The sequence below is a fragment of the Escherichia sp. UTM R2 genome (assembly GCF_048593455.1).
Lineage (GTDB): Bacteria > Pseudomonadota > Gammaproteobacteria > Enterobacterales > Enterobacteriaceae > Escherichia > Escherichia coli.
Map to the genome: position 1 here is coordinate 2610631 of NZ_JBFWDY010000002.1, position 21869 is coordinate 2632499.

Below are 21869 nucleotides of genomic sequence, written 5' to 3' on the forward strand. Positions count from 1 at the left end.
AACTCAGTTGAAAATATTATTCAACATACGGCTTTTTTATGGTGAGCTGGCTCACATCTCCCTGACTCTGCGGCAATATGGCGTCTTTAGTATCTCCTGCTGAACGCCCTTTTTATCCAGCATAAAATTCCGTTCAGAAGCGGATTAGTGGCACTCTGATAATAAGAAATCGCAAAGAAAAAAATTCTCCGGCGACGCGGTTTTTAACAGGTGTTCTATGCTTGAAATGAGGTGCTCCACACAGAGAGCGCCGACAACAATGAGGTGCGCGTATGGCGACGATCGATTCTATGAATAAGGACACCACACGTTTGAGCGATGGACCCGACTGGACGTTCGACCTGCTGGATGTTTATCTGGCAGAGATAGACCGGGTGGCGAAACTCTACCGGCTGGATACCTACCCGCACCAGATTGAAGTGATAACCTCAGAACAGATGATGGATGCCTACTCCAGCGTCGGCATGCCAATTAACTATCCGCACTGGTCATTCGGTAAAAAGTTTATCGAGACTGAACGGCTGTATAAGCACGGTCAGCAAGGACTGGCCTATGAAATCGTCATTAACTCTAACCCGTGTATCGCTTACCTGATGGAAGAGAACACCATTACCATGCAAGCGCTGGTGATGGCTCATGCCTGCTATGGGCATAACTCTTTCTTCAAAAACAATTACTTATTCCGTAGCTGGACCGACGCCAGTTCGATTGTCGATTATCTGATTTTTGCCCGTAAATATATTACCGAGTGCGAAGAGCGTTATGGCGTTGATGAAGTAGAACGGCTTCTGGACTCGTGCCACGCGCTGATGAACTACGGCGTGGACCGGTACAAACGCCCGCAAAAAATCTCGCTGCAAGAAGAGAAAGCCCGGCAGAAAAGTCGCGAAGAGTATCTGCAAAGTCAGGTCAATATGCTCTGGCGTACCCTGCCGAAGCGCGAGGAAGAGAAAACGGTTGCTGAAGCGCGCCGCTATCCGTCCGAACCACAAGAAAACCTGCTCTATTTTATGGAGAAAAATGCGCCACTGCTGGAATCATGGCAGCGTGAAATCCTGCGTATTGTGCGTAAGGTGAGCCAGTATTTTTATCCGCAAAAACAGACTCAGGTGATGAACGAAGGCTGGGCGACCTTCTGGCACTACACCATCCTTAACCATCTGTATGATGAAGGGAAAGTAACGGAACGTTTTATGCTGGAGTTTTTGCACAGCCACACCAATGTGGTCTTCCAGCCCCCCTATAACAGCCCGTGGTACAGCGGCATCAACCCGTATGCCCTCGGGTTCGCCATGTTCCAGGATATTAAACGGATTTGTCAGTCGCCAACGGAAGAAGACAAATACTGGTTCCCGGATATCGCCGGTTCCGACTGGCTGGAAACGCTGCATTTCGCGATGCGTGATTTCAAAGATGAGAGTTTTATCAGCCAGTTCCTGTCACCGAAAGTGATGCGTGATTTCCGCTTCTTCACCGTGCTGGATGACGATCGGCATAATTATCTGGAGATTTCCGCTATTCATAATGAAGAAGGTTATCGGGAGATCCGTAACCGGTTATCGTCGCAATATAACTTAAGTAATCTGGAGCCGAATATTCAGATCTGGAACGTGGATTTGCGCGGCGACCGTTCGCTGACGCTGCGTTATATTCCACATAATCGCGCACCGCTGGATCGGGGGCGCAAAGAAGTCCTGAAGCATGTGCATCGCCTGTGGGGATTTGATGTGATGCTCGAACAGCAAAACGAAGACGGCAGCATCGAGTTGCTGGAACGTTGCCCGCCAAGAATGGGAAATCTGTAAAAACAACAAAAAACCCCTCGTTTGAGGGGTTTGCTCTTTAAACGGAAGGGATTATCGCCCCTGAATGGCTAAATCACCCGGCAGATTTTTCTGCATCCGGTGCCAAATCTCGCCACTCTCATGCCCATAGCGACGCACTGTTTCGTACACCTGATCGTGCGCGCCTTCACTGCACAACGCCGACAGTTTGTGGTAGAAGCCCAGCGCCAGACTGCGCGCTTCCGGATTGGCGAAATAGTGACGACCAATACGCGTATACAGCCCTTTCATCCCGTTAAGAATCAGACCGTAAATCGGGTTGCCGGAAGCAAACGCCAGGCCGCGGAATATGTTGTAATCCAGCTCGGCAAAGGCATCGGCGTGATCGGCCACTTCATTAGCGGTAGCCAGCACTTCCTGCGCTTTATCGGGATGCTGACGAAACGCGGTGCGAATAAAAATAGTGGAAATATTGGTACGCACCGACAGCAAATTATCAATAAGCTGCGGCACACTTTCGTGATCCAGTCGCGCCAGTGTTTCAAGGATATTTAAACCGGAAGTTTCCCAGAAATTATTCACCTTCGTCGGCTTGCCATGTTGAATGGTCAACCAGCCATCTCGTGCCAGACGCTGTAACACTTCACGTAACGTAGTACGCGTTACGCCAATTAATTCTGAAAGTTCACGTTCTGCGGGCAAAATAGTCCCGGGAGGGAAGCGGTTATTCCAAATACTTTCAATAATGTACTCTTCCGCGAAACCCGCCGGGCTTTGCGCCTTAATGACCATAGTGAGATTTCCATAACACAGCAAAACAAAGTTGGACTCATCATACCAGAGGGCTAACTACGCTGATAGCAGACAAAAAGAAGAAAAAGGGATCAAGGCTTCATTTTCCGCATCTCTTTCCCCTTGACTATCAAGACTTGCCTCACTCCTGCCTGACCGTTAAGCTTTGCGTTTAAACATAAAAACATCATTGATTATTTGTAAGGTAAGGGAAACCATCATGGAGATCTCCTGGGGCCGCGCGCTATGGCGCAATTTTTTGGGCCAGTCCCCCGACTGGTACAAACTCGCCCTCATCATTTTCTTAATCGTAAACCCGTTAATTTTCCTCATCAGCCCTTTCGTCGCGGGCTGGTTGCTGGTAGCGGAATTTATTTTCACTCTGGCGATGGCCCTGAAATGCTACCCGCTGCTCCCCGGTGGTCTGTTGGCTATCGAAGCGGTATTCATCGGCATGACCAGCGCGGAACACGTCCGTGAAGAGGTGGCGGCAAATCTTGAAGTCTTGCTGTTACTGATGTTTATGGTGGCGGGTATCTATTTTATGAAACAGCTGTTGCTGTTCATATTTACCCGTTTGCTGTTAAGCATTCGCTCCAAAATGCTGCTGTCGCTCTCTTTTTGCGTGGCGGCTGCGTTCCTCTCCGCGTTCCTCGATGCCTTAACCGTCGTGGCGGTGGTGATCAGCGTTGCAGTCGGTTTTTATGGTATTTATCACCGCGTAGCCTCTTCCCGTACCGAAGACACCGACCTGCAAGACGATAGTCATATCGACAAGCATTACAAAGTGGTTCTGGAACAGTTCCGTGGCTTTCTGCGTAGCCTGATGATGCATGCCGGTGTCGGCACCGCATTAGGCGGCGTAATGACCATGGTGGGCGAACCACAGAACCTGATCATCGCTAAAGCGGCTGGCTGGCATTTTGGCGATTTCTTCCTGCGCATGTCGCCGGTGACCGTTCCGGTTCTGATTTGTGGCCTGTTAACCTGCCTGCTGGTAGAGAAGCTGCGTTGGTTTGGCTACGGTGAAACGCTGCCGGAGAAAGTCCGCGAAGTGTTGCAACAGTTTGACGATCAAAGCCGCCACCAGCGTACCCGTCAGGATAAAATCCGTCTGATTGTCCAGGCGATTATTGGCGTCTGGCTGGTGACTGCGCTGGCGTTGCATCTGGCGGAAGTTGGCTTGATTGGTTTGTCAGTCATTATTCTGGCAACATCATTGACCGGTGTCACCGATGAGCATGCTATCGGTAAAGCCTTCACCGAATCTCTGCCATTCACCGCACTGTTGACGGTGTTTTTCTCGGTAGTGGCGGTGATTATCGACCAACAACTGTTTTCGCCAATTATTCAGTTTGTGTTGCAGGCATCGGAACATGCTCAGCTGTCGCTGTTCTATATTTTCAACGGTCTGCTGTCATCCATTTCGGATAACGTCTTCGTGGGGACGATTTATATCAACGAAGCGAAAGCGGCAATGGAAAGTGGCGCTATCACGTTGAAGCAATACGAGCTGCTGGCGGTCGCCATTAATACCGGTACCAATCTGCCCTCCGTCGCTACGCCGAACGGTCAGGCTGCGTTCCTGTTCCTGCTGACCTCTGCACTCGCGCCATTGATTCGCCTCTCTTATGGCCGCATGGTGTGGATGGCCCTGCCTTACACCCTCGTCCTGACACTCGTCGGCTTGCTCTGCGTCGAGTTTACGCTTGCCCCTGTAACCGAATGGTTTATGCAAATGGGCTGGATAGCAACGCTTTGATAACAACTTACCGGGCATATAAATGCCCGGTTTGCCTTTTCGCCCGATAATTGTCCAATTGCGTCCTATTTTTGCTGCCTCCTGGTGGCGCAGCGAATGAATTGGTTTAAACTGCGCACTCTATGCATATTGCAGGGAAATGATTATGTTGCGATTTTTGAACCAATGTTCACAAGGCCGGGGCGCGTGGCTGTTGATGGCGTTTACTGCTCTGGCACTGGAACTGACGGCGCTGTGGTTCCAGCATGTGATGTTACTGAAACCTTGCGTGCTCTGTATTTATGAACGCTGCGCGTTATTCGGCGTTCTGGGTGCTGCGCTGATTGGCGCGATCGCCCCGAAAACTCCGCTGCGTTATGTAGCGATGGTTATCTGGTTGTATAGTGCGTTCCGCGGTGTGCAGTTAACTTACGAGCACACCATGCTTCAGCTCTATCCTTCGCCGTTTGCCACCTGTGATTTTATGGTTCGTTTCCCGGAATGGCTGCCGCTGGATAAGTGGGTGCCGCAAGTGTTTGTCGCCTCTGGCGATTGCGCCGAGCGTCAGTGGGATTTTTTAGGTCTGGAAATGCCGCAGTGGCTGCTCGGTATTTTTATCGCTTACCTGATTGTCGCAGTGCTGGTGGTGATTTCCCAGCCGTTTAAAGCGAAAAAACGTGATCTGTTCGGTCGCTAATCCATTCGGCGCTCCTGCGGGAGCGCTTTTTTCCTGCCGCTATATTTATTTGACCCTCAGTAAATCAGAACTTCGCGTTGTATAACGTGGTGAAAGCATGGCTCGCTTCATCTGCCATTGTTGCTGGATCCCCTGCCCGGCAAAATAGAGTGTTCCTCTGCCCTCTTTAGCATTCAGTGTATCCATTACCGTCATCAATTGCTCACTCCCGGGGCGCGGTGCGTTGTCATCGAATAAATTGAGCTGCGCGACTCCCTGACTGAAGAAATCCCCCAGCATCACGCCCGCTTTTTGGTAACGATGGCCCGCTTGCCAGATGGCATCCAGAGATCGCGTAGCAGCGTTAATGATATCCCTGCTGTCCTGAGTGGGCGTCAGCAGTTTTACCGACGCGCTATTGCCGTAATAAGGTTCATTGAGCGCAAATGGTGACGTCTTAATAAACGTGGAGATAAACCGACAATATTGATGCTCGCTGCGAAGTTTTTCCGCCGCCCGGGCAGCGTAACTACAAATGGCCTGCCGCATCGACGGATAATCCGTGATGCGTTCACCAAACGAGCGGGAACAGATAATTTCCTGCTTCGTCGGTGCAAACTCTTCCAGTTGCAAACAGGGTTCGCCGCGCAGTTCACGCACCGTTCTTTCGAGCACGACATTAAAATGTTTACGGATAAACCGGATATCTGTATCCGCCAAATCGAGAACGGTTTTGATCCCCATCGCGTCCAGTTTTTTGCTGATCCGCCGTCCAATCCCCCAGACGTCATCCACGGGGAGAGCAGACATTAATTTACGCTGGCGTTCCAGATTTGATAAATCCACCACCCCACCCGTCTGCCGCTGCCATTTTTTTGCCGCATGATTGGCAAGCTTAGCCAGCGTTTTGGTCTGGGCGATCCCCACACCAACAGTAAGATGGGTACGTTGTAGCACCGTTGCGCGAATTTCTCTGCCAAAATCAGTCAGATCGCGACAATTACGCACACCTGTCAGATCGCAGAATGCCTCATCAATACTGTAAATCTCGACGCGGGGCGATAGCTCTTCCAGCGTCGACATCACCCGATTGCTCATGTCTGCGTAAAGCTCATAATTGCTGCTAAAGCAAACCACGCCACAGCGACGAAACAGATCTTTTTGTTTGAACCAGGGATCGCCCATTTTAACGCCAAGCGCCTTTGCCTCAGCGTTTCGGGCGATAACGCAACCGTCATTATTCGATAGCACAACCACCGGTTTACCCCATAAATCAGGGCGAAACACCGTCTCACAGCTGGCATAAAACGCGTTTACATCACAGAGGGCAAACATCAGCGCATCGCCTTAACGACGTGGATCACCACACCAAAGACATCCAGCGTATCTTCACTACTGATGGTAATGGGCGAGTACGCGCTGTTCATGGGAATAAGCTGTACCGTCGGGCGTAGTTGCAATTTTTTCACCGTAAACTCGCCGTCAACAGCAGCGATGACAATATCACCATGGCTGGCGGTAATAGCGCTATCGACAATCAGTAAATCACCGTCACTAATTCCACCATCAATCATAGAATCACCACTTGCTTTGACGAAGTAAGTCGCGCTGGGATGCTGGATCAACAGTTGATTCAGATCGATGCGCTGTTCAACGTAATCTGCTGCCGGTGAAGGAAAGCCACACTGAACAAGATCGCTAAATAGCGGAAAAGTCACAATTTCGCGGAGATCCGCAGGCTTGATAAACAACATAATAATCTGCCTGAAGTTATACTGTTTTTATATACAGTAGTCTGTTCTTGCCAGCAGATCAATACTGATTCAGGCTATCAATATTTGTCGCTGCATAGACTGCTGATTTTTCGTTCTCTTATCCTGTGCTCACGTGGCCTTCTGGCGACGACGCTCATCCAGCAGAAATGAAAAATATCACCCGGCAAAAAAATAGAATAGAAGCATTCGCCATAATGACATTAAACATTGTTTGATATTTATCATATTAATAGAAATAAAGACATTGACGCATCCCGCCCGGCTAACTATGAATTAGATGAAGTAAAATTTATTAATAGTTGTAAAACAGGAGTTTCATTACAATTTATATATTTAAAGAGGCGAATGATTATGGCTGAAATCGTTGCAGATAAAACGGTAGAAGTAGTTAAAAACGCAATCGAAACCGCAGATGGAGCATTAGATCTTTATAATAAATATCTCGATCAGGTCATCCCCTGGCAGACCTTTGATGAAACCATAAAAGAGTTAAGTCGCTTTAAACAGGAGTATTCACAGGCAGCCTCCGTTTTAGTCGGCGATATTAAAACCTTACTTATGGATAGCCAGGATAAGTATTTTGAAGCAACCCAAACAGTGTATGAATGGTGTGGTGTTGCGACGCAATTGCTCGCAGCGTATATTTTGCTATTTGATGAGTACAATGAGAAGAAAGCATCCGCCCAGAAAGACATTCTCATTAAGGTACTGGATGACGGCATCACGAAGCTGAATGAAGCGCAAAAATCCCTGCTGGTAAGCTCACAAAGTTTCAACAACGCTTCCGGGAAACTGCTGGCGTTAGATAGCCAGTTAACCAATGATTTTTCAGAAAAAAAAACAGCTATTTCCAGTCACAGGTAGATAAAATCAGGAAGGAAGCGTATGCCGGTGTCGTCGCCGGTCCATTTGGATTAATCATTTCCTATTCTATTGCTGCGGGCGTAGTTGAAGGGAAACTGATTCCAGAATTGAAGAACAAGTTAAAATCTGTGCAGAATTTCTTTACCACCCTGTCAAACACGGTTAAACAAGCGAATAAAGATATCGATGCCGCCAAATTGAAATTAACCACCGAAATAGTCGCCATCGGGGAGATAAAAACGGAAACTGAAACAACCAGATTCTATGTTGATTATGATGATTTAATGCTTTCTTTGCTAAAAGAAGCGGCCAAAAAAATGATTAACACCTGTAATGAGTATCAGAAAAGACACGGTAAAAAGACACTCTTTGAGGTACCTGAAGTCTGATAAGCTATTATTCTCTCCATGTACTCAAGGTATAAGGTTTATCACATTTAAAAACACAGACGTTTTTTAAAGATTGAGAGTTACCTGTTGATAATAAGGTATCGGGTAACTCTCATTATGACAGAGCGCTTTCAAAAACAGGGCTACGAAATGGCGAGCATCCAGACGTATATTAAGAAAGCCCCCATCAACATCTATTAAATTTATCACTGCGCCCAGTCAGGTTTATTTAAGATATGATCCTGCCAGTCAATCACTTCTGATTCTTTCACTGCGATATGACGCACAGAGATACGTTCACCATGCATTGCCGCTTTCGAACCCGTAAGTAGCGGATGCCACGCAGGTAAATCTTTACCTTCCGCCAGCAACCGATAAGCGCAGGTCATTGGCAGCCATTCGAATGTTGGCAGATTTTCACGGGTTAATTTAATGCAGTCGGGTTCAAACTCGAAACGACGTTCGTAGTTCCGACATTGACAGGTTTTAATATTGAGCTGGCGACAGGCGACGTTAGTGAAGTAGATTTCGTCGGTGTCTTCATCCATCAGTTTATGCAGGCAACACTGACCGCAACCATCACACAACGACTCCCATTCCGCATCGCTCATTTCGTCCAGGGTTTTACTTTGCCAGAAAGGTACATCGCTCATCAGGTGTTCCGCCATTACGTTAAAACGCACCTTATAACCAGTCTGGCACAGCGATGCAAGTTTTGCCGCCGCTTTCAGGCGGCAAAAAGTATTACAAAACGCGAGTTGTCAAAGAATGCCCATCGAAAGTGACTGTCAGCTCATCACCGCTTTGCAACGGGCCGACGCCATCAGGCGTGCCTGTCAACACAACGTCACCGGCCTTGAGGGTAAAAAACTTGCTCATATAAGCGATCAGCGGAACGATTTTATGGATCATGTCCGCAGTCGTACCTTGCTGGCGTTGCTCGCCGTTTACGCTCAGGCCCAGCGTTGTATTTTGCGGGTCGCCGGTAAATTCCGCCGCGGGAATAAACCCGGAAAGCGGACAAGAGTTATCAAACGCTTTAGCCTTTTCCCACGGCTGCCCGGCTTTCTTCATTTTTCCCTGAACATCACGCAACGTCAGATCGAGCGCCACGCCATAACCGGCAATGGCTTTGCGGACATGCTCTTCCGTAGCCTGACGCAGCGTCGCGCCAATCAACACCGCCAGTTCGACTTCATGATGAACTGAACCGAAATCGGATGGGATCGCCAATGGCTGCCGCAGATCGCACAGTGCCGTTTCTGGTTTAATAAACAGCACTGGCTCTTCGGGCACTGCGCTGCCCATCTCTTTAATATGTTTGGCATAGTTACTGCCAACACAGACTACTTTACTCACCGGATAATCCAGCAGCGCACCTTGCCAGTTGTGATGTTGATACATAACGTTCCCCTCACCTTATCGTGGATATGAAAACCCGCGCCGACAAAGATAATGCCACCGCCGGATATCGGTTATTTGTTAGTGTCGTCTGTTTTCTGCCCCATGACGGAAAGATGTTGCTTCAGCAAATCTTCGGGTGGTGGCGGTAACTGCAAATAGTAACCTTGCTCGGTTAATGCCAGTTTAACCTTTTCAATATCAGCATTGACCAGTTTCTTCCGCCCATCCAACGGCAGAATCATCGCTAACTGAGGCTGACCAAAACCTTTCATCAGTTCCTCAGGAACACGCGAAAAATCGTCTTTTTTTTCGACATATAAATAGGTCTGGTCACGCTTGCTGCTTCGATAAATCACACAAAACATACTTTTACTCTTTAAGATGCCAGGTTTTGGCATAAGCTAACATCAATGAAACCCGCGCCACAAGCCAGCCAGCTGTAGATTTCTGCGGTTTGTTGAGTCCATGCCCCTTTATAAGTAATCCCCCCGGCAAAAAATGCCGCGCCGGGATTTTACCGAACGCAGAAAAGCCACTGGAATTCTCCCGTAAGGGATTGTTATATTATAACAGTTCATCGTACTCATTCTGAACAGGAGACTACCAATGAAAATCAAGAGCATCAGTAAGGCTGTATTGCTGTTTGCACTGCTAACCTCCACGAGCTTTGCTGCGGGTAAGAATGTCAATGTTGAGTTCAGAAAAGGCCATAGCAGCGCTCAGTACTCCGGCGAAATAAAGGGATACGATTACGATACATATACCTTCTATGCCAAAAAAGGTCAGAAAGTACATGTGAGTATCTCTAATGAAGGCGCTGATACTTACCTCTTCGGGCCAGGAATCGATGATTCTGTTGATTTATCCAGATATTCCCCAGAACTCGATAGTCACGGACAATACTCACTCCCTGCTTCTGGCAAATATGAGCTGCGAGTGCTGCAAACCCGAAACGACGCCCGTAAAAACAAAACTAAAAAATATAACGTCGATATTCAAATTAAGTAAATATCAACCGACGGGGACTCTCCCCGTCATAAACGTTAACGCCCCACTCCTCTCTGTCGCTTAAGAGGTTAATGACGAATAGAACATAATGTAAACAAGACATCACTCACGACACATAAATAACATCTTTGTGGTGGTTTGATTGATTTTTCCACTCCGCTTACCATCCACACCAAAATAACGATCATCACGACATAATTTTTCTTTAACATCGCAAAATACACCGTTAGAGAATGTAAATTCGCTGGGATCGTAGCCTTGTAATGATTGTAAGTTTTCAGCGGCTTTTTCGCCGAGATATTTCCTTGTTAACGCTGGGGAAATGCCATCTGAACTCACACAAATATACGGGTCGCAAACAACGCCACACGCAGGAGATTGAAGCCCGCCAGCGTCATTTCCAGACGCCATTGATGAGAACATCATCCCCACACCTGACAATCCGATATAAAAAATACGCATCATATTCATAGCACATCCTGATAATCCAACCGTACAACACTTATGCTCATTTCATCATCAATCCGTAATCAAAACCGCTGACCTGGACGAGTTACGATGACCTGACAGAAGTATCAGACGTCTTCTGCGGTTTCTATGATAGAGCAATTCTGTGGCGGATATTAAGATAACGGGTATCTGTTCTTTAATGATGCCGCAAAAAATGGAAAGTTAAGAAAGCCTGGCGTGGTGAAAAAATACACTTGCCTCAATACTGGATATTTAAACAGGTCTGGAGATGCTGTCACGATTAGGGTGCGGAAAAAGGAAGCGTAAATAAGAACAATCAAAAGTACGACGGCAATGGGTTGATTGACAAGGGTATTTTTTAAGCTATGAATCAGCGCCATTTATCACAGAATAGACTTTTACTCTGAATAAATGGGAGGGTGACTTGCCTCAATATAATCCAGACTATAACATGCCTTATAGTCTTCGGAACATCATCGCGCGCTGGCGATGATTAATAGCTAATTGAGTAAGGCCAGGATGTCAAACACGCCAATCGAGCTTAAAGGCAGTAGCTTCACTTTATCTGTGGTTCATCTGCATGAGGCAGAACCTAAGGTTATCCATCAGGCGCTGGAAGACAAAATCGCTCAGGCCCCCGCATTTTTAAAACATGCCCCCGTTGTACTCAACGTCAGTGCACTGGAAGACCCGGTAAACTGGTCAGCGATGCATAAGGCGGTTTCGGCAACCGGTTTGCGGGTTATTGGCGTAAGTGGCTGCAAAGATGCGCAACTTAAAGCCGAAATTGAAAAGATGGGGCTGCCTATCCTGACGGAAGGAAAGGAAAAAGCGCCACGTCCAGCTCCCACACCGCAGGCTCCAGCGCAAAATACAACGCCGGTCACAAAAACGCGTTTAATAGATACCCCGGTGCGTTCCGGTCAGCGTATTTATGCTCCACAATGTGATCTGATTGTTACAAGCCACGTTAGCGCTGGGGCCGAATTGATTGCCGATGGGAACATTCATGTCTATGGCATGATGCGCGGTCGTGCGCTGGCAGGGGCAAGTGGTGACCGGGAAACGCAAATATTTTGTACGAACCTGATGGCGGAACTGGTGTCCATCGCAGGTGAATACTGGCTGAGTGATCAAATCCCAACAGAATTTTATGGCAAAGCGGCGCGACTGCAGTTAGTCGAAAACGCTTTGACCGTTCAACCGTTAAATTGATCCCTTTTTAACAAGGAATTTCTATGGCACGCATTATTGTTGTTACTTCGGGCAAAGGGGGTGTTGGTAAGACAACCTCCAGCGCGGCCATCGCCACTGGTTTGGCCCAGAAGGGAAAGAAAACTGTCGTGATAGATTTTGATATCGGCCTGCGTAATCTCGACCTGATTATGGGTTGTGAACGCCGGGTCGTTTACGATTTCGTCAACGTCATTCAGGGCGATGCAACGCTAAATCAGGCGTTAATTAAAGATAAGCGTACTGAAAATCTCTATATTCTGCCGGCATCGCAAACACGCGATAAAGATGCCCTCACCCGTGAAGGGGTCGCCAAAGTTCTTGATGATCTGAAAGCGATGGATTTTGAATTTATCGTTTGTGACTCCCCGGCAGGGATTGAAACCGGTGCGTTAATGGCACTCTATTTTGCAGACGAAGCCATTATTACCACCAACCCGGAAGTCTCCTCAGTACGCGACTCTGACCGTATTTTAGGCATTCTGGCGTCGAAATCACGCCGCGCAGAAAATGGCGAAGAGCCTATTAAAGAGCACCTGCTGTTAACGCGCTATAACCCAGGCCGCGTAAGCAGAGGTGACATGCTGAGCATGGAAGATGTGCTGGAGATCCTGCGCATCAAACTCGTCGGCGTGATCCCAGAGGATCAATCAGTATTGCGCGCCTCTAACCAGGGTGAACCGGTCATTCTCGACATTAACGCCGATGCGGGTAAAGCCTACGCAGATACCGTAGAACGTCTGTTGGGAGAAGAACGTCCTTTCCGCTTCATTGAAGAAGAGAAGAAAGGCTTCCTCAAACGCTTGTTCGGAGGATAAGTTATGGCATTACTCGATTTCTTTCTCTCGCGGAAGAAAAACACAGCCAACATTGCAAAAGAACGGCTGCAGATTATTGTTGCTGAACGCCGTCGCAGCGATGCAGAACCGCATTATCTGCCGCAGTTGCGTAAAGATATTCTTGAGGTTATTTGTAAATACGTACAAATTGATCCTGAGATGGTAACCGTACAGCTTGAGCAAAAAGATGGCGATATTTCTATTCTTGAGCTGAACGTGACCTTACCGGAAGCAGAAGAGCTGAAATAAGCCCGCTGTAAAAGCGCATTTATCTTCAAGGCAGAGTTATCTCTGCCTTGAGTTTTTCATCCCTCTCATCCACGTTGTGGTAAAGCGGCGAGTATTCTTGCTGATACTCCTCATTGCTATTTCCACCTCCCCCTTTACACCTTAAGGCTGTTCCCACGCACAAAACAAAATGTTTATGCCTGGTTGAGTAAATAACCTTATTGTTAGTATGGATATACTGGGAGATGATAACCCCGCAATTTCATTATTCATTGTTCTCCCATAGGATGAGGTTTCCCGCCGTAACTGGCGGGCTTTTTTTGCCCCAGAATTTTCCCTTTCAACATCCTGTAAACGAAAACTGCGCCGAAGCGCAGTTTAATCGTTGATGGTCAGAACGACCAGTTCACACCAGCCACCGCGTTCCACGGGGATTCCACACCGGCACCATGGCTATACCCCACCCCGAGATGTCCGCTAAACGTACTGCTGAATGAGGCTTTAATAGCTGCCTGGTATATTCCACGTCTGCCCGACAAATCATTGACGAAATTACCGTCATTATTCACCTTCACCCGGTTATCATCGACAAATTCTTTGCGCACAGCCGCCTTCAGCCAGGGTTCATTTCCATACCGTTCCCCAGGCGCATGTTGTAACTCAGCGTTGCACCCAGTTCACGATATATACTGCGGGTATCGACTGATTTCGATTCCATGCCATTGGATAAATGATAGTAGCGTCTAAGTGACCTAAGCTCTGCTGCAACATCAGCCCGCAGGCACCAGACCAGGGGATTCATCCTGAAGAGACAGCGCAGGTGTATTGTGTTCACCGCTCACCAAAGACATCATGATGAAATGATGATATCCCGCATAAGAAAGAGGCATTTTTTACACGCAGTGCGCTGAAGTGTAGTTGGATAAAAAATCACTCTTTTCTGATAATACTGTCGTACGCTTATCTTTCGACAATGAGGCCGTCGGCAAAATAAAATGACTAATGTAATCGTTGCTGATGAATATCTTCTGCTCACATAAAAATCACACAATAATATTGATAAATCAGATTATCTTACCTTTACAACATTGCGTTAACAGTCAATGACACTTCTTGAATAAATATATTGTCAATCAATGAGTTATTCCTCATTTAAGATTATTCTCATTCACGTAAAAAACATAATTCCTATCATCACAGCCACGCTCATTTTGAATTATCTGAATAATAGCGAGCGTTCTTTAGTTAAGCAGATCTTAATTGAAGACGAAATTATTGTGTGTGCAACTTACTTAATACCGGACATCTAAGTTGAAGAAAAAAATACTTGCCTTCGGGCTTATCTCAGCATTGTTCTGCTCCACGCCAGCGATGGCGGATATGAACCGCACCACGAAAGGTGCATTGCTAGGCGCAGGCGTTGGTTTACTTACTGGCAATGGTGTTAATGGCGTACTGAAAGGTGCAGCTGTTGGCGCTGGTGTTGGTGCAGTAACAGAAAAAGGCCGCGACGGTAAAAATGCGCGTAAAGGTGCAAAAGTGGGTGCCGCCGTTGGTGCTGTCACTGGCGTTCTGACCGGCAATGGCCTCGAAGGGGCGATTAAAGGTGCCGTGATTGGCGGTACGGGTGGTGCAATTCTGGGTAAAATGAAATAAGGAATGATGATGAAAAAATTTGCTTTACTGGCGGGCCTGTTTGTTTTCGCACCAATGACCTGGGCGCAGGACTACAATATTAAAAACGGTTTGCCGTCAGAAACCTATATTACTTGCGCAGAAGCCAACGAAATGGCAAAAACTGACAGCGCACAGATTGCAGAAATTGTTGCGGTAATGGGTAATGCCAGCGTTGCCAGCCGTGATTTAAAAATTGAGCAATCTCCGGAACTGAGCGCCAAAGTGGTAGAAAAACTGAATCAGGTTTGCGCTAAAGACCCGCAAATGCTGTTGATCACGGCAATTGATGACACCATGCGTGCTATCGGCAAAAAATAATATTTCATATGTACCGCGTCGATGAATACGACGCGGTTTTTTAGCTAACGGCGGGATCAGAACTTATATTTCAGGCCCACCATCACTGCGGTGTCATTGTAGCCATTATCACCCAGCTGCACGCCCACATTCCCCAGACGCTGGCCGCTGGATTCAGGTTGCCATTTACGCCAAGTTTAATTTCCCCCAAATTACTCGCCCCATCTTGTTCGACTTTCACACCGTTCATTGAGACAGCAAAATCTTTACTGTTATGGATCCAGTTCATTTCAACAAAAGGTTCAAAGTCGTCACCGTGCGGACCGCTGTTTTTCTCCTGAGTACGAATAAAGGTGCGGAAGCCGAGTCGGGTCTGGATGTTGTTATTTGCGTCATTCTCAATACGTGAGCCATTGGCTTCCGTGTGCGCATTATGATCGACGCCCATCCAGATAGCCTGTGCCTGTGGCTGGAAGATCCACGTATATTTCGCCGCTTCCAGACCAAAGGATTTATTCAGGGCAAAACCGTAACCCGCTTCCAGCGAGACGGTTGCACCTTTCGCGCTATAGGATTCATAGGCTAATTCATCCCCTTTCACCGAGTTTTTAAACCAGCTATATTGCGCCCAGGAGTCAATGTATGCGCCTTTTTTACTGATGTCATCGGCAAACCAGGTGGCATACAGCCCTGCGCTATAGCCTCTGACACTCCCTTTCGAACGATAATCCGACACGCTGGAATGAGTTAAGTTGTAGTCGCGGGCATAACCAGCCATCACTCCCAAACGCCAACTGTCACTATCGGTAAAACCACCGGTTAACAGATCGCCCCCTAACTGCGAGACGTAGCGATGCGAGGTCGTTCTCAACTGTCCGTTGCTGTCACGCCAGGCATTATGCCCGCCAATTTGACGTAGCCAAAGTCGGCTTGAACGCTCCTGTTCAGTTACAGGATCGATGTAGCGCGTTTCACCCGCACGGTCGTTCAGACGCATAACAAAAAGAGTGTTAGCAGCTGCCAGGTTAGCGACGTAACTTCCAGCTTCGGGGCGCAGGACGGGGGTAGGCGTTTCTGTTGATTCTGAATTTCCCTCTGAGCTGTTATCCTCCTCATTCACTGACTGATAACTTGTCAAATACCAGTTTTTGCCTTGTTGTTTTAGTTGATATTCGAAAGCTCCAGCTGCAATCCTTGCATCACCTTATCTGAAGGCATCTGCTGGAGATTCATCGCCATTCACAGTTATGAGTTCGATCCCGTTTAGCGTGGCCGCGCCGCTTCCTCCAGCATTTTTCACATAGACGGTAGTTGAACCCGAAGTATTACCCTCAACAATAAGTCTGTCCGTAGCCGATTTATCATCACCTAATACGGTGCGGATATTAAGCTGACCATTATTACCGACATAATTACCTTTTACGGTTAATGTTTTTCCTTGGGTAAATGTTTGACCATCATCATACGAAAGATTGATAATACTGTCTGAATTAGTCAGATGGGTAACAACGGAGTCATCTTTCATATTCCAGATTGTATTTTCTGAAAGCTTCAGCGTGGTTGTGCCGCTGACGAGTTTAGTCGCTCCATTTAGAATAGAGTCGGACGAAATTATGTTTAAGTCACCTCCAGTATTATTAACCAGAACATTATTACCAGGTGTGATAATACTTCGATTAAGGATACTTACATCCGTTGTAGTTTTGTTAACATCAATACTATCCAAAGCACTTGAAAGTTCAACACTTAATAGTGCTATTTTGGCTTGAGAATCGATATTTGATGCATCAATTGATATTCCTTTATCTTGTTTTGATACCTCGGTGACATTGGAAAAAAATAACTCTCCACCATTGTATATTTTTGCAATGGGGGCTTTAGTGCCTGTTGTTGTAATAGAACTATTTTTTATATCAATGTTACCTTGTCGAATAGCAACTGCATAACTTCCATCAGCCACAGTTTCAAGTGCCACATAATCTAAATTAATATATGCTTTTTTCCCATTAGCATAAGCACCATAGCTATTAATGCCATTAGTTGTTATGGAACCACCATTCATTTTTAAATCAGCACGGCTAATAACTTCGTAACTGTTAGAATCACTAACTTCATCATCTACAGCATCGACACATGTTCGAGACTCTCCAGGACTTGAACATGCAAGAACACCTACTGCATTTTCCCCAGAGGTAACAATGTTCGTTTTATCTGTGGTTTCAAGACGGGTGTTATTTACCATCTTTTCAGAATCATTAACCTGGCTTAAAAGTCCCGCTGAATATGCCCCACCCGACTCGACTGAATTATCACCATTCATAAAGATGGTGCCACCAAATTCACTGACTACTGCGCTGGCTGTTATCCCTCCATTTTCTTTGTCAGATACGCTTCCAGAGGTCTTAATATCGCTATCGCTTATATATAATACTTTGTTTTGACTATCAACAGAAATACCATAAGATCCATCACCACTAGTCATCACACTGGCATTATTTATATATCCAGTTACACCGTCATCCACTTTCACAGCATGGCTTTCGTCTTCAGTGGTTAGATACTCTCCATTACTTATCGGATTATTATCTTTGATTTCAATCGGCGATTCTTCATCAGTCATATAGGAAATTATACTATAATCATCCAACAATTGTGTTGCATATGCATTACCCACCGCCAGAGCAATAAGTCCCAAACTAAACCCGGGGAGTTTTTTCAGTTTCATAGATTAACCATCCATTCATTGGATTAACAAACATTCCTGGTCAAATAACCTATGAGCTCAGATTACCAAAACGGAGGGTAAAGACAAAAACAAAAGCACAAAAAATTTAAATAGATAAACAGCGACAATATATAAATGATAAATAAGTCGGCATTATCATTTTTCACCTTATTTTCATGACATTGATCACTTTGAGGTGACGATTTTGTTTAACAAATAACTCTTCGACATCAAAATTGTTAATAGTTGCGATGAGGATTATTTCGGTGATATATAAAAACAACCGTGATAACACCAGGGTTGACAACTATTTGCGCAATAATGCCTTTCCTTCAATGATCCAGGCGTTCACTGCCAGCAACCCATTCAGCCGCATACTGACAGTGAGAAACTGAAAGATTATTGCTGATCCCTGTGGTTGACGAGTCTTTCTCTTAATCGATTAACCAGATTGATCGCCAGCCAAACAAGGGCATTAAGCAAATTTATCGTCACAAGCACTTCTCCCAGCCCGGTACTGGGTTTTGCAATAAGGATGACCAGGAGGGTGATCAGCATAAATGCAATGGAAAATATGATATAGAGAGTGAAATAATCCAGATTATTACTATTGTTCATGCTACTAATGGCAATCCTGTCAAAACTTTCAAACAATTATAGCAAACAAAATAATGAACAATAGTAACAAGAGGCAACGAGCTAATTAGCTGTCTATAATTACACCGCACTATGGCCTTACTGATCAATTTTCACTCAACCACAACCTTCACCTTCGGTTTAGAAAGGATAATTTTGACCAGGTCGATGTATGTAACAGGTTTATAGAAATAATAACCCTGCTGAAATGTGATATTATTTTGGTTCAGATAGTCAAGTTGTTCTTTCGTTTCGACACCTTCAGCGACGATACTGATCGAAAGTTTACGCGCCAGATCCAATACATAATCCAGAATTCGGGTTGATTCTGGGTCTGCGTTTACGCGGCCAACGAAACTGTGATCAATTTTGATATAATCAATATGCAGGTCATGAAGATAAGAAAGCCCTGAGTAGCCAGTACCGAAATCATCCAGTGCGATGACAAAACCATTTTCATGCAGTATGTTCAACCGCTGAACCAGACTTTCATCAACATTCAATGGCTCACGCTCGGTGACTTCCAGAACAAGGTTTAAATCGCGGCGGGTAAAACTGTCACGGAAATTTAAACACTCGTCGACAAACGTCGGCGAAATAATATGCGAAGCGCTAAAATTAATTCCAATATGAAAACCTTCCGGCAATTTACTCGCGATAGCGTTCATCTGTCTGGCAACCTGATTCATCAGGCTTTGCGTAAGCGGAACGATTAATCCGGATTTTTCAGCAAGTGGAATAAATGCCGCGGGTGATATATATCCACCGTGAGGTTGTTTCCAGCGGGCTAACACCTCAACTCCCCGCAATGTCCCTTCCCGACCATTTACCACAGGTTGGTAAAAAGGGACGATCTCCCCATTATTTATTGCCCGTCGCAGGATCTCTTCAGGCGTTGCGCTTTTATTGAAATATCTATCAAGCAGGAAGGCAGCGGCGCAGGCGATTAACAGAATAAATATTAAAATCCCAAAGCCTTTATCGATAAGTCTGTAGAAGCTAAAGAGTGGCGGCGGGTTAAAGATAATAGTGAAATGATATTTTGTGGAGTGAACCTTCTCGGTATAGGGATAATGTCCATTAAGCGTCATCACATCACCCGTTGGTCCAATAATGTCATCCGCCACGCGTAAAATACATACCTTACCCCTTTCAAGGGTACATTAAGTGCCCCACGAATATGCTGATCGCTTATCGTAACCAAAATGCGCGTATCTGCAAATTGGTTCTGATAGAGCAGGATAGGTAATCTATTAACGGTGTCGATTGCTGGAGCCAACAGTAAATTACTGTCCGGGAAAACAGGAATACGAGACAACAGGACCCGATTCCCAGGCAGGGATGTACACCAGACTATTCCCTGTTTGAGAATGATGATTGTGCGCAGGTGAGGTTTCAGAGCTGCTTCAGTGCCAAGCTGATATTGCTCCTCGAGGTTGCATTCCTTCCCGGCAATGTTAACCGCTGTTTGAGTCGCTTGTGACGCTTCTTCAAGTATATGATTGATATTGTTGGCGGCATATCTCGCTCCCGCCAGGTACTCTGCTTTTGCGGAATACCAGAGCTGGATGTTCAAAATAGCGACACCGGTAATAAACAAGCATATCGCAACGAGGATGGGTATGAGTGTATTGCGCATTTGCTTGTCCCGGCCAAAGGGTTTAATACATGAAAATGCCATTCATTCGCTCGCGCTGGCATCTACAGAGAGCATGGTAGAGAGCATAAGAAATATCCACGCCGAAGATAAAATTTTCTCCATCTTGATCTAACCCATTAATTATTGAGCATAATGTAGGCAGTACAAAATAAGTTAGGCGGGATATCAGGCGTCAAGAATGGAGAGCGAGAACTCTCCATTCTTGACACCTGATATTGCGGACATAATAAGAAAGCATAACGCCTGAAATGCTCACTTTGCATCAGCATGGTGATACAGCTGATGTTTATTCTAAAACCTTACTCAAGTTCTAAGAGAGCACGGATTCCCTGTCATTAATAATGATATCCGTTAGTGTAGTCTTATGCATTTCAATGTACTGCAATATTTGCAGATAGAGATCAGAAAGAATCACACTGGTTTCATCTTTTAAACGCAAGCGTAAAGCCTGATCAATAATATGACTATCAACATACCCATGCGTCATGAACACCTCCCTCTCGAGATTTTTAAACAAAGCACATTGAAAAATAAATCTCTCTGGGATTGAATTATTCATGTCAGCCTCGTAGAAATATTAACCCAATAAAATTATGCTGTGTATAGTCTAAAGCGACAGACAAAAATAAGATGAATGAGTTTTCTATAAACTTATACTTAATAATTAGAAGTTACATATCATCAGCTGTGTATCGCAACACGATTTCCAGTGTTTTTCTAATCACATCAGCTTTGAGAATATCACTTGTTGTTTCCAAGGAGTGTATCAGACTTAAGATAATATTTTTATTATTAACATTATCGCCTGAAAGCATTAAATTGGTGACAGCCTGCCCTAACACTGCTGATTCTTCTTCTAACAAATTACCCGAACTGCGAAAGTAACTTGCTAACGCTTTATCAGTTATTGCATTATGAATTGTAGTATCTTCAAGCATGGTAACCTCTCATCTTACTTATGAAATTTTAATGTATTCTGTTTATTTTCTTACCATTGAACATACTTTTATTGTCAGCTGTCGCTGTTCTTCGGTTTGGCCCTCCTGAATCACTATTGCTAAAATCACGAATTATGCTGTCAATTAAATCGCGTCGGAAAGCATCTTCCTCAGCCGATTTCATTACGAGTAATTGCTTAATAAGAGTCTGCAATGAAAAATTTATCTTCATGCGCAGTATCTGGAGCACCGCCTGGCCAGTAATTTCATATTTTATACGTTCATTATCAGATGTCTTCATAACGACTTCATAGCTAACCTGTTAAATAATCAGGCTGTTGCATTATTCAAAAAGCAACCCAATTAGTGCATTATAATGTTTCTGTTCCTCTTCCCCAGTCGCGTGTTCCAGTCGGCAAAGAAGTTTGGCACAAAGCGACTTTCGACTCAGATTACGTCCATCTTTCAAAATCTCAGTCACAATTTCCCCGAGAGTTTCCTGCTGAGTATGCAAGTTAGCTTTTGCAAAGTAACGAGTGATTGCTCCCGCAGAATCTAAAGTCACTGAATTTTGATGCATGCTACGCCTCTGTTAAAAATGTTAATCAATGTTAAGTGAAGTAACAATAGCAAACTTGTACGAAATATGTGTACAGAATGATAAATTAATTTTTTGCAATTAGTGCTAATGCATATAAAACAATGTGTTATGATAAAAAATATTGCATCATT

The 21869-nt window shown here is 45.5% G+C and carries 24 protein-coding genes and 4 pseudogenes; 11 read left to right on the forward strand and 17 right to left on the reverse strand.

Annotated features, from left to right (window positions below; all coding sequences use genetic code 11):
- Nucleotides 1-272 precede the first annotated feature (272 nt).
- On the forward strand, nucleotides 273-1805 hold the full coding sequence (locus tag AB4H76_RS13475) for a SpoVR family protein (RefSeq protein ID WP_000190854.1): 1533 nt from the start codon (nucleotides 273-275) through the stop codon (nucleotides 1803-1805).
- 51 nt (nucleotides 1806-1856) lie between these two features.
- Here the strand turns inward: AB4H76_RS13475 and fadR are convergent, their stop codons facing one another.
- Complete coding sequence (fadR, locus tag AB4H76_RS13480) at nucleotides 1857-2576, reverse strand: fatty acid metabolism transcriptional regulator FadR (protein WP_000234823.1); 720 nt, start codon at nucleotides 2574-2576, stop codon at nucleotides 1857-1859.
- Nucleotides 2577-2796: 220 nt separating this feature from the next.
- Between fadR and nhaB the strand changes: the two genes are divergently transcribed.
- Both nhaB and dsbB read left to right on the forward strand, forming a co-directional pair.
- Nucleotides 2797-4338: a Na(+)/H(+) antiporter NhaB gene (gene nhaB, locus AB4H76_RS13485; RefSeq protein WP_000406391.1), complete on the forward strand. Its 1542-nt coding sequence runs from the start codon at nucleotides 2797-2799 to the stop codon at nucleotides 4336-4338.
- A 145-nt stretch (nucleotides 4339-4483) separates the two neighbouring features.
- Nucleotides 4484-5014 (forward strand): disulfide bond formation protein DsbB, encoded by a 531-nt coding sequence (gene dsbB, locus AB4H76_RS13490; protein WP_000943459.1) that lies wholly within the window; start codon nucleotides 4484-4486, stop codon nucleotides 5012-5014.
- 45 nt (nucleotides 5015-5059) lie between these two features.
- On the opposite strand, the gene umuC is transcribed toward dsbB, so the two are convergent.
- Both umuC and AB4H76_RS13500 read right to left on the reverse strand, forming a co-directional pair.
- Nucleotides 5060-6328, reverse strand: a complete 1269-nt coding sequence (gene umuC / locus AB4H76_RS13495; protein ID WP_000457616.1) for a DNA polymerase V catalytic protein — start codon at nucleotides 6326-6328, stop codon at nucleotides 5060-5062.
- Nucleotides 6328-6747: a translesion error-prone DNA polymerase V autoproteolytic subunit gene (locus AB4H76_RS13500; RefSeq protein ID WP_000897378.1), complete on the reverse strand. Its 420-nt coding sequence runs from the start codon at nucleotides 6745-6747 to the stop codon at nucleotides 6328-6330. Before AB4H76_RS13500 ends, umuC begins: the two co-directional genes overlap by 1 nt.
- A 372-nt stretch (nucleotides 6748-7119) precedes the next feature.
- On the opposite strand from AB4H76_RS13500, the pseudogene hlyE reads away from it, so the two are divergent.
- Nucleotides 7120-8021: pseudogene (gene hlyE / locus AB4H76_RS13505) on the forward strand (hemolysin HlyE).
- Between the two features lie 206 nt (nucleotides 8022-8227).
- Here the strand turns inward: hlyE and AB4H76_RS13510 are convergent.
- The 3 genes from AB4H76_RS13510 to AB4H76_RS13520 form a co-directional block, all read right to left on the reverse strand.
- Complete coding sequence (locus tag AB4H76_RS13510; RefSeq protein ID WP_001306825.1) at nucleotides 8228-8674, reverse strand: YcgN family cysteine cluster protein; 447 nt, start codon at nucleotides 8672-8674, stop codon at nucleotides 8228-8230.
- 91 nt (nucleotides 8675-8765) lie between these two features.
- Nucleotides 8766-9425 carry a fumarylacetoacetate hydrolase family protein gene (locus AB4H76_RS13515; protein WP_000284277.1) on the reverse strand — a complete coding sequence of 220 codons (660 nt, stop codon included), beginning with the start codon at nucleotides 9423-9425 and terminating at the stop codon, nucleotides 8766-8768.
- A 71-nt stretch (nucleotides 9426-9496) separates the two neighbouring features.
- Entirely contained in the window at nucleotides 9497-9790 is a 294-nt protein-coding gene (locus tag AB4H76_RS13520) for a YcgL domain-containing protein (RefSeq protein WP_001297679.1), read from the reverse strand.
- Nucleotides 9791-10031: 241 nt separating this feature from the next.
- Here AB4H76_RS13520 and pliG point away from each other — a divergent pair, with 241 nt between their 5' ends.
- Nucleotides 10032-10433, forward strand: coding sequence for a g-type lysoyme inhibitor PliG (gene pliG, locus AB4H76_RS13525; RefSeq protein WP_000695218.1), 402 nt, complete (start codon nucleotides 10032-10034; stop codon nucleotides 10431-10433).
- A gap of 102 nt (nucleotides 10434-10535) precedes the next feature.
- Here the strand turns inward: pliG and AB4H76_RS13530 are convergent, their stop codons facing one another.
- A complete protein-coding gene (locus AB4H76_RS13530) occupies nucleotides 10536-10904 on the reverse strand; it encodes a YcgJ family protein (RefSeq protein WP_001056848.1) in 369 nt (122 codons plus the stop codon).
- A 519-nt stretch (nucleotides 10905-11423) separates the two neighbouring features.
- On the opposite strand from AB4H76_RS13530, the gene minC reads away from it, so the two are divergent.
- Genes minC through minE form a run of 3 tightly spaced genes read left to right on the forward strand, consistent with a single transcriptional unit; the run spans nucleotide 11424 to nucleotide 13225 of the window.
- Complete coding sequence (gene minC / locus AB4H76_RS13535; RefSeq protein WP_077492729.1) at nucleotides 11424-12119, forward strand: septum site-determining protein MinC; 696 nt, start codon at nucleotides 11424-11426, stop codon at nucleotides 12117-12119.
- 23 nt (nucleotides 12120-12142) lie between these two features.
- A complete protein-coding gene (gene minD / locus AB4H76_RS13540; protein WP_000101055.1) occupies nucleotides 12143-12955 on the forward strand; it encodes a septum site-determining protein MinD in 813 nt (270 codons plus the stop codon).
- Between the two features lie 3 nt (nucleotides 12956-12958).
- On the forward strand, nucleotides 12959-13225 hold the full coding sequence (gene minE, locus AB4H76_RS13545; protein WP_001185665.1) for a cell division topological specificity factor MinE: 267 nt from the start codon (nucleotides 12959-12961) through the stop codon (nucleotides 13223-13225).
- A gap of 371 nt (nucleotides 13226-13596) precedes the next feature.
- Here the strand turns inward: minE and AB4H76_RS13550 are convergent.
- The 3 genes and pseudogenes from AB4H76_RS13550 to ymgJ form a co-directional block, all read right to left on the reverse strand.
- Nucleotides 13597-13940, reverse strand: a pseudogene (locus AB4H76_RS13550) (autotransporter outer membrane beta-barrel domain-containing protein); the annotation flags it as partial.
- A gap of 34 nt (nucleotides 13941-13974) precedes the next feature.
- Nucleotides 13975-14094, reverse strand: a complete 120-nt coding sequence (locus AB4H76_RS13555) for a hypothetical protein (protein ID WP_001131446.1) — start codon at nucleotides 14092-14094, stop codon at nucleotides 13975-13977.
- Nucleotides 14055-14240, reverse strand: a complete 186-nt coding sequence (gene ymgJ, locus AB4H76_RS13560; protein ID WP_001325005.1) for a protein YmgJ — start codon at nucleotides 14238-14240, stop codon at nucleotides 14055-14057. The genes AB4H76_RS13555 and ymgJ overlap by 40 nt, the downstream gene beginning before the upstream one ends.
- A 100-nt stretch (nucleotides 14241-14340) precedes the next feature.
- Between ymgJ and ymgI the strand changes: the two genes are divergently transcribed.
- Genes ymgI through AB4H76_RS13575 form a run of 3 tightly spaced genes read left to right on the forward strand, consistent with a single transcriptional unit; the run spans nucleotide 14341 to nucleotide 15199 of the window.
- On the forward strand, nucleotides 14341-14514 hold the full coding sequence (ymgI, locus tag AB4H76_RS13565) for a protein YmgI (RefSeq protein ID WP_000122462.1): 174 nt from the start codon (nucleotides 14341-14343) through the stop codon (nucleotides 14512-14514).
- Between the two features lies 1 nt (nucleotide 14515).
- Nucleotides 14516-14860: a YMGG-like glycine zipper-containing protein gene (locus AB4H76_RS13570; protein WP_000726974.1), complete on the forward strand. Its 345-nt coding sequence runs from the start codon at nucleotides 14516-14518 to the stop codon at nucleotides 14858-14860.
- A gap of 3 nt (nucleotides 14861-14863) precedes the next feature.
- Complete coding sequence (locus AB4H76_RS13575) at nucleotides 14864-15199, forward strand: YmgD family protein (protein WP_162749039.1); 336 nt, start codon at nucleotides 14864-14866, stop codon at nucleotides 15197-15199.
- Between the two features lie 56 nt (nucleotides 15200-15255).
- Here the strand turns inward: AB4H76_RS13575 and ycgH are convergent.
- From ycgH to ycgZ, 7 genes and pseudogenes are all read right to left on the reverse strand, one after another.
- Nucleotides 15256-17903 (reverse strand): annotated as a pseudogene (gene ycgH, locus AB4H76_RS13580) (autotransporter YcgH).
- A 399-nt stretch (nucleotides 17904-18302) separates the two neighbouring features.
- A complete protein-coding gene (gene ymgF, locus AB4H76_RS13585) occupies nucleotides 18303-18521 on the reverse strand; it encodes a cell division-associated protein YmgF (protein ID WP_001065861.1) in 219 nt (72 codons plus the stop codon).
- Nucleotides 18522-18652: 131 nt separating this feature from the next.
- Nucleotides 18653-20178 (reverse strand): annotated as a pseudogene (locus tag AB4H76_RS13590) (EAL domain-containing protein).
- A gap of 331 nt (nucleotides 20179-20509) precedes the next feature.
- Nucleotides 20510-20758, reverse strand: a complete 249-nt coding sequence (ymgC, locus tag AB4H76_RS13595) for a protein YmgC (protein ID WP_001065752.1) — start codon at nucleotides 20756-20758, stop codon at nucleotides 20510-20512.
- Between the two features lie 112 nt (nucleotides 20759-20870).
- Nucleotides 20871-21137, reverse strand: coding sequence for a biofilm/acid-resistance regulator AriR (ariR, locus tag AB4H76_RS13600; protein ID WP_000888772.1), 267 nt, complete (start codon nucleotides 21135-21137; stop codon nucleotides 20871-20873).
- A 28-nt stretch (nucleotides 21138-21165) separates the two neighbouring features.
- The gene (locus tag AB4H76_RS13605; protein ID WP_000858002.1) at nucleotides 21166-21438 is read right to left on the reverse strand and encodes a two-component-system connector protein YmgA; all 273 of its coding nucleotides are present in this window, start codon (nucleotides 21436-21438) and stop codon (nucleotides 21166-21168) included.
- Between the two features lie 42 nt (nucleotides 21439-21480).
- Nucleotides 21481-21717: a regulatory protein YcgZ gene (gene ycgZ / locus AB4H76_RS13610; RefSeq protein ID WP_000554140.1), complete on the reverse strand. Its 237-nt coding sequence runs from the start codon at nucleotides 21715-21717 to the stop codon at nucleotides 21481-21483.
- Nucleotides 21718-21869: the final 152 nt, after the last annotated feature.